This window comes from Enterobacter sp. RHBSTW-00318 (assembly GCF_014101375.1).
In the GTDB taxonomy this organism is placed as follows: domain Bacteria; phylum Pseudomonadota; class Gammaproteobacteria; order Enterobacterales; family Enterobacteriaceae; genus Enterobacter; species Enterobacter ludwigii.
Genome location: NZ_JABXQH010000001.1, coordinates 794319 through 806522 on the forward strand (window position 1 = coordinate 794319; position 12204 = coordinate 806522).

A 12204-nucleotide genomic window follows, 5' to 3' on the forward strand; every position below is an offset into this window, starting at 1 on the left:
ATGGTACAGACAGGAGATAATTCTGCACAGGGGCAAATTGTCTCTCATTGACCTGGTGTGTTGACTACCTTCACATTTCAGGCAAATAATTCGCGAGAAGAAATAAGATTTACGTATGTATAAAAAAACCGGCCCAACGGCCGGTTTGTTAACATACTCAGGCAAGAAGGGTTACTGCGCCTTAGGTGCCTGCGGATCGGTATCGTATTCAGTACAGGTCTGGTAACCGGAGTTGATCACATGACCGGTCTCATCCAACGCAACGAAGTAGGTCTCTGCCTTACCATCACGTTGACCCAGGATATAGGTCTGGCAGGTACCGCGTGCATGAATCATTGTCACTTCCGAAGAAGGCTTGCCGGCAATCGCAGCCACTTGCGAACGGGTCATGCCTTTTTTGACATCTTTCACTACGGGCTGTGTAAACTGATCTTTGGTGCGGTCGTAGGCCGTACACCCTGCCAGCATAGTCAGTACCGCCGCTGCGCTAAGAATTCCTGCTACGTTCTTGTTCATATTCCGTCCTCTTGTTTATCAGCGTGTTATCTAAGCATGGAATAAAAAGTACTATTGTTCAACTTTGTGAATTCCGCCAGACGAATTTCGGAAAATTCTAATAAAACAACGATAACCTGCTAAATCGCCGCAATTTAACGCACTCGAAACTGTGAGCCTTGTCGTTTCTCGTTCAAAGGGTTAGTTTTAACAGTTAACACAATCTGTTTATGTTCTGCATATGGAGGGCGTGATGGCTCTGCAACAAGAGATTATTCAGGCGCTGGGCGCAAAGCCCGCGGTAGACGCACAAGAAGAGATCCGCCGCAGCGTGGATTTTTTAAAGTCTTATTTAAAAACTCACTCGTTCCTGAAATCCCTGGTGCTGGGCATCAGCGGCGGTCAGGACTCTACCCTGGCCGGTAAACTCTGCCAGATGGCAATTTCAGAGCTCCGCGAAGAGACGGGTGATGACGCGCTGCAGTTTATTGCCGTGCGTCTTCCCTATGGCGTGCAGGCCGATGAACAGGATTGCCAGGATGCCATCGCCTTCATCCAGCCCGATCGCGTACTCACCGTCAATATCAAAGGATCGGTGCTGGCCAGCGAGCAGGCGCTTCGCGAAGCAGGCATTGAGTTGAGCGATTTTGTCCGCGGCAACGAAAAAGCCCGTGAACGTATGAAAGCGCAATACAGCATTGCCGGGATGACCAAAGGCGTTGTGGTCGGTACCGACCATGCGGCAGAAGCCATCACGGGTTTCTTCACCAAGTATGGCGACGGCGGTACCGATATTAACCCGCTCTTCCGTCTGAACAAACGTCAGGGTAAGCAGCTGCTTGCCGCGCTGGGTTGCCCGGAGCACCTTTACAAGAAAGCGCCAACGGCAGATCTGGAAGACGATCGCCCCTCCCTGCCGGATGAAGCGGCCCTGGGTGTCACCTATGACAATATTGATGATTATCTGGAAGGCAAAAAACTGGATGAAGGTACCGCGAAGATCATTGAAAGCTGGTATCTGAAAACCGAGCACAAGCGTCGCCCACCGATCACCGTGTTCGATGATTTCTGGAAAAAGTAACACTCTGGCACCCTCTCTCTGGGGAGAGGGTGTTCGCCCGCACCGTCCGTTGCGCCATCCGGCTCTTTTTTAACCAAACCGGCTCTGCTACACTGTATGCCTGAACAGTATATGGAGTAGTATGTGAGCAGGCGTCAATCCGCCCCGCGTCTTGAGTTTGAAGCGGCGGCTATCTACGAATATCCCGAACATCTTCGCCCCTGGCTTGAGGAACTGCCTAAACAGCCGGGCGTGTATATCTTTCACGGTGAGAGTGACACCCTTCCGCTCTACATTGGCAAAAGCGTAAATATTCGCAGCCGGGTCATGTCTCATCTGCGTACGCCAGACGAGGCGGCAATGCTGCGCCAGTCGCGACGCATCACCTGGTTTCGTACCGCCGGAGAGATGGGCGCGCTCTTACTGGAAGCCCGGCTGATCAAAGAGCAACAGCCGCTGTTCAATAAGCGCCTGCGCCGCAACCGGCAGCTCTGCTCCCTGCAGATAAACGCCGGTAAGCCGCAGGTTGTCTACGCACGGGAAGTCGATTTTTCTCACGCCCCCAATCTCTACGGGCTGTTCGCTAACAAACGGGCGGCTCTGCAGGCTCTGCAAACGCTGGCCGATGAGTTACAGCTGTGCTACAGCCTGCTAGGCCTCGAAGCAACCACCCGCGGGCGGGCCTGTTTCCGCTCAGCGTTAAAGCGCTGCGCAGGGGCCTGCTGCGGGAAAGAAAGCATTGAGGAACACCACGCCCGGCTCCTCGCAGGGCTGGCGGCGCTTAGCGTTAACTGCTGGCCGTGGGAGGGTGCCGTTGCGCTAAAAGAAGTTGGTGACGCGATGACCCAGTATCACATCATCAACAACTGGCTCTGGCTGGGTGCTGTTGACGATGTAAACGATGCGGCAACCTTGCTGCGCACACCCGCCGGTTTCGACCACGATGGCTACAAAATTCTCTGCAAGCCCGTGTTAACCGGCAAGTATGAGGTCATTGAGCTTAGTGCCCCGGCAGCCAGTTAATTTCGCTGAATAATAAGGTGCCCTGAGCCTCCAGCAGGCGGAGAGTATGGACGCCCTCCTCCCAGCTGGCGCCCTGATCGGCCGTCAGCAACTTATCGCCAAGCTGCCACGCCCCGCTTAACACGAACGCGACGCCCCCGCGGGAGCCGAACGTGGTAAAGGTGCGGTCAGCGACACGCACTTTCGCCTGACAACGGTCACGCCGGGTCATGATGTTGAAATCCATCGACATCCGTCCTTCGGAAAGCAGCGCTTTCACCGGCTGATCGCCGGAAAAATGGTATGGCTGATGATGTTTCAGGGTATGGCAGAACGCCTGACCGGCATCCAGCGTTACCTCACCCCCTTCAAGCAAGGTAATCACCCGATCGACACCGGGAAAAGAGGAGAATTCGCCATTGCTGGCGATGGTCGCGATACTGGCACGCCAGTAAAAATCGCGCGTTGCGGGCGGAAAACAACAAATTTCCCGCGTCTCGCCTGCGCCATTGCGCCAGAGGCTGACCGGCATCTTACGGATATCAAAGAACTCCATCACCACTCCTGAAAGGCACAACCTGTGCCAGGGCAAGGATATCGCTATCGTTGCTGTCTTGTTTGTTATCGTTGGGTTTTCACAGACACAGTATCGGCAGCAGAGCGGGCAGGCCTTAGCGGAACGTTAATAAAAATTATAACGCCATGACTCTGCAAACATTCTCTGAAGCGACTACAGGAGAATACCGCTCTGGCGGCGGCAGACAAGAGGGCAGGAAAGAAAAACCGCCGGTCCTGTCCACAGCGTTAGCGCTTTTGTGGACAGGATCCCGGCGGTCTTAAGATGTTGAACCGATTATTCGGTTGGTGCTGGCATTTTACCTTCCATTGCTGGACGTTCTGTCAGACGCTTCTCAAAATTGGCATTAAATTGTTTTTTCTGTTCCGGCGTCAGAATGTTGTAGATCTTGTTCTGGGTTTCCATATGCGCCAGCATGCGGGCTTTATGCTGCTCAGCCATTTTGTCGATCTGCGCTTCGGCTTTTGCTTTATCGAAGCTGTCGCTGGCGATGATGTCATGCATCGCGCGGCGTTCGTCCAGTGACGGACGTTTCATCTGGTCGCGCTGGCTTTTCATGATGTCGCGGACCTGCTGTTTCTGTGCATCCGTCAGGTTCAGATCTTTAAACATCATCATCTCGTGGTGCATACCCGGCTTGCCTTTATGATGCATCATCATTTTGCCTTCGACAGGCGCGGCAGTGGTGGTGGTCGCGGTATCTGCAGCGAACGCCATGCTGGTAGCGCCCAGAGCCAGGGTAGAAGCAACAAACAGTGCAGTAAACTTACGCATAATTTATTTCCTTACTTTCAGTTATTCTTCGGCGCTATGCCGTGTTGACGAGATTAACTTTACGGGGTTTATCGTCAATTAATCAGAGCAACAGTAAAACAATGAAAGTGTAAAAAACAAATTATCGCCAAATGTGGAGGAATTAAGGATAAAGGATGGAGAGTTGCAACGAAAATATTCAAAATGATGATTTTCAAAGCAATTTAAAAAAGTATAGCGAAGTGAAGACCAATAATAAAGCAATTCACCAGGAATATTCTGCAATAGTTGTCATTGCGTTTTAATCGCTAAGAAAAATAATTTGACGTTCCCCTCTCAGGCAATGAGAGGGGAAATGTTCAGGACACTTTTTCCAGCATCAGCCCGGCACGCAGGCCAAACGCTACTGATGGATTAGGGAACAGAACATATTCAGTGGTTTTCTGCACCTCGTAGCGCTCGTCGCCATCTTCCGCCAGCAGAACGCCTTTGCGAAAAGGGGTGAAGTTCAGCGTGTGGGCGGCCATATGCAGCCGGAAGGCCTCGCTGCGGCGAGTGATCTGCTGTACGACCCGATAACGCACGACAGTCTGTTGCGTTGGCTCGGGTGCCAATCCTCCAAGCAGCGCGCGAAGCGCAAGATGCGTTGGCGCGAAGCGCGTGAGATCGTTCTGGCCAAACGGTAGCGCTTTTCCCAGCTCCAGCGTGCAGGCCAGCGCGCTGAAATGCTCACAGGTGAAATGGGTAAATGTGCCCCCCGGCGACTGATGAAACACCAGAGCCTCCAGCCCGGCGTCGCCCAGCCAGCTCAGAAACGCCTCATCCCACGGCTGGTTACGCTGGGGCAGAACACCAAAGCGCACATGATAAGAGGCGCGAATTGCCGTATGCAGGTCGAGATGCCAGCGCACGGAACCGGCCGCGGCGAAAAATGTTGCAACCACGTGCTCAAGCCACTGCGCCCGCGACGTTTCATCGCTTGGCACAAACTGTGACCAGCGGCCGCCAAACATGCGGTTAAGGTCGCTCTCAAGATAACGTTTGTTTTGCGCCAGCGCAGGCGGGTTGCCAAACACCACCAGCAGACGGCACTGCAGGGTGATATCTCCCCGATACAACGCGCGCAGCAGCAGGTCGACAATTTCAACCGGCGCGGTTTCATTGCCATGGATACCGGTTGAAAGCAGCAGCGATAACTCACTCTTCGCGGCCGGTGTCAGTTCAAGGACGCCGCGACCCAACCACCGCCAGTGAAATGAGGGGCCCTCCCCCTCACGCTCTTCGGGGGTTTCATCGGCCAGTGTCAACGCCAGTAAATTTTCCATAGCCACTCCTTTAGCGCTGGAACGGATAAACCGATCCCAACTGCAGGATTGTTGTTAACGCGTCCAGTGCCTCACGCCCCTCACGCAGTAGCTGAGGGTCGACCAGATCGGCCTGCGTTAATCTGTCACGATAGTAGCGGTCCACCCAGTCATTCAGGGAGTTAAACAGCGTCTCATTCATCATCACGGCCGGATTAACAGCCTGCATTTCGTTCTGCGTCAGCACTACGCGCAGGCGTAAACAGGCCGGACCGCCGCCGTTGGCCATGCTTTCGCGCAGGTCAAAGACGCGCAGTTCATCGATCGGGTTATCGGCTTTCACCAGTTCAGACAGATAACGCCACACCCCTTTATGGTCCTGCGACTCTTGCGGCAGCACCAGCATCATGCTGCCGTCCTCACGGCTCAACAGCTGGCTATTAAAGAGGTAAGTTTCAACCGCGTCCTGCACGCTGACCGCCTGGGTCGGCACCTGAATAGGCATAAACCCCGGCACCCGCTCATGCAGCGTAGCGAGCAGCTTCTCCTGATGGGCAAACGCCTGCTCATGGCAGAACAGCACCTGGCGGTTAGAGACGGCAATGACGTCATTGTGGAAAACCCCCTGGTCAATCACCTGCGGGTTCTGCTGAGCAAAAATCACCTGTGAGGGATTCACCTGGTTCAGCCGCGCGACGGCCTGGCTTGCCGCCAGCGTCTGGCGGGCGGGATAACGGACAGGCGCCGAATGGCCGCCCTCTTCTCGCCCGTAAATGAACAGTTGCACGCCGGGATCGCCATAATCCCCCCCAAGACGGTTATGGTTTGCCGCTCCTTCATCCCCGAACATGGCCACCTGTGGCAACGCCTGATGGACCTCAAAGTGAGCCTCATTACGGAAAATCGCACGCAGAACGCGCTCGGTCGTCTCCGCTTCAGTGGCACGGTGGAATTTGTTATTCAGGTTCGCCACCGTTAAATGCACTTTGCCATCCAGCGTATCAGCCGACGGTGCAACGGTAGCAGCGTTTGCCACCCACATCGACGAAGCAGAGCTCGCCGCTGAAAGCAGGTGCGGCGTCTGCGTACCCGCTTTTTCGATAACCTGCTCATCGCTGCCGCTAAAGCCGATCTGACGTAACACCGCCACGTTCGGGCGCTCCTGCGGCGGGATCACCGCCTGCGGGAAACCGGCATCCGACAGGGCTTTCATTTTCAGCAGCCCCTGCTTCGCCGCCAGTTTCGGGTTGGAGACCTGAAAACGGTGCTTCGTCGAGGCTTCATTACCAAACGAGAGGCCGGCATAGTGGTGCGTCAGCCCCACCAGCCCGTCAAAGTTGACTTCATGCGCTTTCATGACGATCCCCCTGAGTAAAATCCAGCCCCGGACTCAGCGTTTCCGGCAGCGTCAGCGCAGGCGTTTCCAGGCTCGCCATCGGCCACGCGCAGTAATCTGCGGCATACCACGCGCTGGCGCGGTGGTTACCCGAAGCGCCTACCCCGCCAAACGGTGCCGTACTCGCCGCACCGGTAAGCGGTTTATTCCAGTTCACAATCCCGGCGCGTGCTTCGAGCAGCAGCTGATCAAATTTCTCACGATGCGGGGAAATCAGACCGCTCGACAGTCCATAGCGGGTGTGATTGGCCATCTCAATGGCGGTGTCAAAATCGTCATAACGCCAGACGCAGAGCAGCGGGCCAAAGACCTCTTCATCCGGCACGTTGCGTGCGCCACTCATCTCAACAATGCCCGGCGTCAGGAGCGATGTTCCGGGCTTGATTTGCTTTGGCTCAAGCAGGGTTTTCGCCCCGCGCGCCACGTGATCCTGCCAGGCTTTCAGCACGTTCAGCGCGGCCTGCTCGGAAATCAGCCCCCCAATAAACGGCTGTGGGTCGGCATCCCACTGCGCAGGCACCAGACGCGCGCTGATTTCCACCAGCCGCGCGAGGAAGGCGTCGCCCTGTGCACCCCGTTTCACCAGCAGACGACGCGCGCAGGTGCAGCGCTGTCCGGCGGTAATAAACGCTGACTGGAGGGTCAAATGCACCGCCGCGTCGATATCATCGGGATCTTCAACGATCAGCGGGTTGTTACCGCCCATCTCCAGCGCGAGAATTTTTTCCGGCTGCCCCGCCAGCTGGCGATGCAGTTGATAGCCTGTTCCGGCGCTGCCGGTAAACAGCAGGCCGTCGATATCACTCAACGCACTCAGCGCCTGGCCGGTTTCACGTCCCCCCTGCACCAGGTTGAGCACCCCGTGCGGCAGACCAGCCTGTTCCCAGAGCTTCACCACCACCTCACCGGTCAGTGGCGTTAACTCACTCGGCTTGAAAATCACGCTATTGCCCGCCAGCAGCGCGGGCACGATATGCCCGTTCGGCAGATGCCCCGGGAAGTTATAGGGGCCAAATACCGCCAGCACGCCGTGCGGACGGTGGCGCAGCGTGGCCGCGCCGTCAGGCATATCGGTATGTTGCTCGCCGGTCCGGGTATGGTACGCCTTCACCGAAATGGCGATTTTATTGATCATCGCTGTCACTTCCGTGGCCGCCTCCCAGCGCGGCTTGCTGGTTTCCTGAGCGATAACGCGCGTCAATTCGGCTTTATTGGCCTCCAGCAGTGATGCAAATTTCTCGACAATTCCCTGGCGTACGGAGAACGGTTGTTTCGCCCATCCCGGGAAGGCGCGACGGGCGGCGTGACAGGCCTGTTCGACCTGCCCGGCGCTGGCATCATTTCCCTTCCAGAGCACTTCTTGTCCGACCGGATTGGTCTTTATGCGCGGCTCGCCTTCGCCCGTGACCCAGTCACCGTTGATCCATAAAGTCATGCTGTTTTCTCCTCAGGGCAGAGACGCACCAGGCGAACCGTGTCGCCGGCGTTACATTTCAGGGCATCCAGTTGCGCGGCCGTCAGCACCAGACGTTCACTTTTCGGGTTGGTTCGCACCAGCATGGCGCGGAAATTGTTGTACTGCTCGTTAGCCACCAGACATGCCGGCCACTCACCCGGTGCAGGCTGGCCTTCGGAAACCTCAACCAGCCGGCTTTTACGGATCGCACGCACGCGGTCGATATCGCACTCCAGGGTGGGTCCGCCGTCAAAGATGTCCACATAGTTACGGTAGCGGAAACCCTCTTTTTCCAGCACCGCCCGGGCAGGCGCGGTTTGCGGGTGCACTTCGCCAATCACCGCCTGCGCCTGGGGGCTTAAGAAATGGGTATAGATGGGGTGTTTCGGCATCAGTTCGGCGATAAACGCTTTCTGCCCGGTGCCGCACAGATAGTCCGCCCGGCTGAACTCCATCGAGAAGAAGCGCTCGCCCAGGCTCTCCCAGAAAGGTGAATAGCCGGTGTCGTCGATCACGCCGCGCATCTCGGCGACGACCTTTTCGTTAAAACGATCGCGGAACGCGGCCATAAACATGAAGCGCGACTTGGAGAGCAGATAACCGTTGCCCTCTTTGCGCCACGCAGGATCGAGGAACAGCGTGCAAAGCTCGCTGGCTCCCGTGTGGTCATTACAGAGAAAAAGCGTGGGCAGCGCGTTATAGACGTTCAGCTCTTTTGAGGCGTGAACCATCGTACCGACACGGTAGTTGTACCACGGGTCGTTAAGCCCGACGGCCACTTCGATTGCGCAAATGCCGGCCACGGTACCGGTGTCGGTATCTTCGAGAACGAACACATAACCCTGTTCGCTTTTTGGCAACGTCCCCTGCCAGGTTTGCAGGGCGCGCTCAATGCGCGCCGACAGCGTTTTTTCATCGGCAGGAAGCGAGGTCAGCCCGCCTCCCGTCTTACCGGCAAGCTGCATGAGCCCGGCAATATCGCCGCGCTCAACGGGACGGATGACCATCATGATGACACCCCGGACTTCGCATGTTCACAGGCCAGTGCAAAACGGTCTAAACCGGTTCTCACCTCTTCCTCGCTGACAATCAGCGCAGGGGCAAAACGCACCACGTTGGCACCGGCAATCAGTACCATCACGCCCATTTTTGCCGCTTCCTGTGAAATAAGTTTAGCTTTTCCGGCAAACTCAGGTGTGAGTTCGCAGCCAATTAACAGACCCAGACCGCGGATCTCTTTAAACAGTCCCGTCTTGCTGTTGATGGCGTTCAGGCGCTCAACAAACCAGTCATGACGTTGTTTAACGCCCTTGAGCACTTCCGGCGTGTTAATGATGTCGAGAACCTGTCCGGCCACGGCGGTAGCCAGCGGGTTACCCCCGTATGTTGTACCATGCGTACCCACGGTCATTACGCTGGCGAATTTATCAGTGGTCAGCATGGCGCCAATCGGGAAGCCACCGCCCAGCGCTTTCGCCGTAGAGAGCACGTCCGGCGTTACGCCGTAGTGCATATAGGCATACAGCTCACCGGTACGCCCCACACCCGTCTGGACTTCATCGAAAATCAGCACCGCGTGATGACGATCGCACAGCTCACGCAGCCCCTGCAGGAACGCTTTTTGCGCCGGAAGGACCCCGCCCTCACCCTGCATAGGTTCGACGATCACCGCACAGGTGGTGTCGTTGATAAGCTCACTGGCGGACTGCAGATCGTTATACACGCCGTGACGAATATCCGGCGGCAGTGGCGCAAAATCCTGCGAGTATGACGGCTGACCGCCAGCGCTGACGGTAAAGAGCGTGCGGCCGTGGAACGCGTTTTTAAACGCCACAATGCCGCTCTTATGAACGCCGAATTTATCGTGTGCATATTTGCGCGCCAGCTTCAGGGCCGCTTCGTTTGCTTCCGCACCTGAGTTACAGAAAAAGACTTTTTCGGCAAACGTTGCGTCGATCAGCTTTTTCGCCAGTCGCAGAGCGGGCTCGTTGGTAAAACCGTTACCGGTATGCCAGAACTTCGCCGCCTGGTCGTTCAACGCCTGGCGCAGTGCCGGGTGCGCGTGACCCAGCGCGTTTACCGCAATCCCGCCTGCAAAGTCGATATACTCTTTGCCCTGTTGATCCCACAGGCGTGAGCCTTCCCCCCGTACCGGAATAAAAGCCGCCGGAGCGTAAACCGGCATCATCCATTCATCGAAATTTTCACGCGTAATTGACAGAGACATAGCGACCTCATCCGGTAAATAAAAGGTTATTTAGATGTTAAATAATTGAGTGTTTGCACTGTGAATGTAGATTGCAGCCTTCGTGCCAGCCAGCGATAAAAATGCATAAACGGGTTAGGGGTACAGAATATCAATAAGTTACGATATGGAGTTATTCACTGTTATTGCATAAAAAGTGAATATTTTTACGACAAGCGGCGCTTTGCCGCATGAAAATAAGAAAGAGTATGCAGAAGCCAAATATAATTCTGGAATTGTGATCGCTCGCGAAATTTATCGGTTCTTTACGCCCTGTTGGGGGGCAATGCGCGTCAAAATGGTGCAAATATTGCACCGTTGGCATGATCTGTCGCAGTTATTGGTCGAACCCCGTAACAGTTGACGCAAATTCTGCTACCATCCATGCACTATTCACCTTGCATTGGCAGCGACTATGAAATTTGTCTCTTTTAATATCAACGGCCTGCGTGCCCGCCCTCACCAGCTTGAAGCAATTGTTGAGCAACATCAGCCAGATGTGATCGGCCTGCAGGAGACAAAAGTTCACGACGATATGTTCCCCCTCGAAGAGGTGGCGAAGCTCGGTTACAACGTCTTCTATCACGGACAGAAAGGTCACTATGGCGTGGCGCTGCTGACCAAAGAGACGCCGGTTTCCGTACGTCGTGGCTTCCCGGGCGATGATGGCGAAGCGCAGCGTCGCATCATCATGGCGGAAATTCCTTCACCACTTGGCAATATCACGGTGATTAACGGGTATTTCCCGCAGGGTGAGAGCCGCGACCATGAGACAAAATTCCCGGCCAAAGCAAAGTTTTATCAGGATCTGCAGGATTACCTGACCACCGAACTGAAAAAAGAGAATCCGGTGCTGATCATGGGCGACATGAATATCAGCCCGACCGATCTCGATATCGGCATTGGTGAAGAGAACCGCAAACGCTGGTTGCGTACCGGTAAATGTTCTTTCCTGCCGGAAGAACGCGAGTGGATGGAACGCCTGCTCGGCTGGGGTCTGGTTGATACTTTCCGCACCGCCAACCCGGAAACACAGGATCGCTTCTCGTGGTTTGACTACCGCTCAAAAGGCTTTGATGACAACCGCGGTCTGCGTATAGACCTGCTGCTGGCCAGCCCGCCGCTGGCGGAACGCTGCATCGAAACTGGCATCGACTACGATATCCGCAGCATGGAAAAACCGTCTGACCATGCGCCGGTCTGGGCGAAATTCAAACTGTAACCTCGTGTGAACACGCAAAAAATACTCCTGATGTGCGCCCTTCTGGGCGCATTTGTTCTGACCTTCGTCTTTCTTCCGCCGGGGACGCTCTCCCTGGAAACCATCAAAACGCACCAGCAGTCGCTCCTCTCGCACGTGGAACAGGCACCGTGGCAAAGCGCGTTTTTCTTTTTCGCCCTCTACGTATTGGTCTCCGCCCTGTCGATACCCGGTGCGGCGATACTGACGCTGCTGGCGGGAGCGCTGTTTACGCTGTGGGAAGGCACCCTGCTGGTCTCGTTTGCTTCTACCCTCGGCGCCACGCTGGCGATGCTTGCCAGCCGTTATCTGCTGCGCGACTGGGTACAGCGGCGATTCACATCGCAGATGAATACGGTGAATGCCGGTATGGCGCGAGACGGTGCAGGGTATCTTTTTGCCCTGCGTCTGATGCCCTTGTTCCCGTTTTTTCTGGTGAATCTGCTCATGGGGCTGACCCGTATTGCGGTCAGTCGCTACTGGTGGGTGAGCCAGGTCGCCATGCTGCCTGCAACCATTATCTTTCTGAATGCCGGACGCGCGCTGGGGAAAGTGAATTCGCTTCGCGATATTTTATCGCCGGGACTGATATTCGCCTTTACACTACTGGGGTTATTGCCGCTGGCGACGCGCTGGCTGTTTTCCCGTTTTACCCCTTCATCAAAAAAGTGAGGCA

The 12204-nt window shown here is 55.6% G+C and carries 12 protein-coding genes; 4 read left to right on the forward strand and 8 right to left on the reverse strand.

Annotation, left to right across the window (positions count from 1 at the left end):
• Positions 1-171 precede the first annotated feature (171 nt).
• On the reverse strand, positions 172-516 hold the full coding sequence (gene osmE / locus HV157_RS03900) for an osmotically-inducible lipoprotein OsmE (RefSeq protein WP_014169673.1): 345 nt from the start codon (positions 514-516) through the stop codon (positions 172-174).
• Between the two features lie 232 nt (positions 517-748).
• Between osmE and nadE the strand changes: the two genes are divergently transcribed.
• Positions 749-1576, forward strand: a complete 828-nt coding sequence (gene nadE / locus HV157_RS03905; RefSeq protein ID WP_020884418.1) for an ammonia-dependent NAD(+) synthetase — start codon at positions 749-751, stop codon at positions 1574-1576.
• Positions 1577-1699: 123 nt separating this feature from the next.
• Positions 1700-2578 carry an excinuclease Cho gene (gene cho, locus HV157_RS03910; RefSeq protein WP_014169671.1) on the forward strand — a complete coding sequence of 293 codons (879 nt, stop codon included), beginning with the start codon at positions 1700-1702 and terminating at the stop codon, positions 2576-2578.
• On the opposite strand, the gene ves is transcribed toward cho, so the two are convergent.
• The 7 genes from ves to HV157_RS03945 all read right to left on the reverse strand — a co-directional run bounded on the left by ves (position 2556) and on the right by HV157_RS03945 (position 10270).
• Complete coding sequence (gene ves / locus HV157_RS03915; protein ID WP_020884419.1) at positions 2556-3113, reverse strand: environmental stress-induced protein Ves; 558 nt, start codon at positions 3111-3113, stop codon at positions 2556-2558. The two genes, cho and ves, sit on opposite strands and share 23 nt — an antisense overlap.
• A gap of 297 nt (positions 3114-3410) precedes the next feature.
• Entirely contained in the window at positions 3411-3908 is a 498-nt protein-coding gene (spy, locus tag HV157_RS03920) for an ATP-independent periplasmic protein-refolding chaperone Spy (RefSeq protein ID WP_020884420.1), read from the reverse strand.
• A 338-nt stretch (positions 3909-4246) separates the two neighbouring features.
• Entirely contained in the window at positions 4247-5212 is a 966-nt protein-coding gene (gene astE / locus HV157_RS03925) for a succinylglutamate desuccinylase (RefSeq protein ID WP_182268484.1), read from the reverse strand.
• 10 nt (positions 5213-5222) lie between these two features.
• Positions 5223-6548, reverse strand: coding sequence for an N-succinylarginine dihydrolase (gene astB / locus HV157_RS03930; RefSeq protein WP_182268483.1), 1326 nt, complete (start codon positions 6546-6548; stop codon positions 5223-5225).
• Positions 6535-8022, reverse strand: a complete 1488-nt coding sequence (gene astD, locus HV157_RS03935; RefSeq protein ID WP_182268482.1) for a succinylglutamate-semialdehyde dehydrogenase — start codon at positions 8020-8022, stop codon at positions 6535-6537. Before astD ends, astB begins: the two co-directional genes overlap by 14 nt.
• On the reverse strand, positions 8019-9053 hold the full coding sequence (astA, locus tag HV157_RS03940; protein ID WP_014169664.1) for an arginine N-succinyltransferase: 1035 nt from the start codon (positions 9051-9053) through the stop codon (positions 8019-8021). Before astA ends, astD begins: the two co-directional genes overlap by 4 nt.
• Positions 9050-10270, reverse strand: a complete 1221-nt coding sequence (locus HV157_RS03945) for an aspartate aminotransferase family protein (RefSeq protein WP_040017242.1) — start codon at positions 10268-10270, stop codon at positions 9050-9052. The genes astA and HV157_RS03945 overlap by 4 nt, the downstream gene beginning before the upstream one ends.
• Positions 10271-10703: 433 nt before the next feature.
• Here HV157_RS03945 and xthA point away from each other — a divergent pair, with 433 nt between their 5' ends.
• Both xthA and HV157_RS03955 read left to right on the forward strand, forming a co-directional pair.
• Positions 10704-11510: an exodeoxyribonuclease III gene (xthA, locus tag HV157_RS03950; RefSeq protein WP_020884424.1), complete on the forward strand. Its 807-nt coding sequence runs from the start codon at positions 10704-10706 to the stop codon at positions 11508-11510.
• 6 nt (positions 11511-11516) lie between these two features.
• Entirely contained in the window at positions 11517-12200 is a 684-nt protein-coding gene (locus HV157_RS03955) for a TVP38/TMEM64 family protein (protein WP_025204411.1), read from the forward strand.
• The last annotated feature ends 4 nt before the right edge of the window (positions 12201-12204 follow it).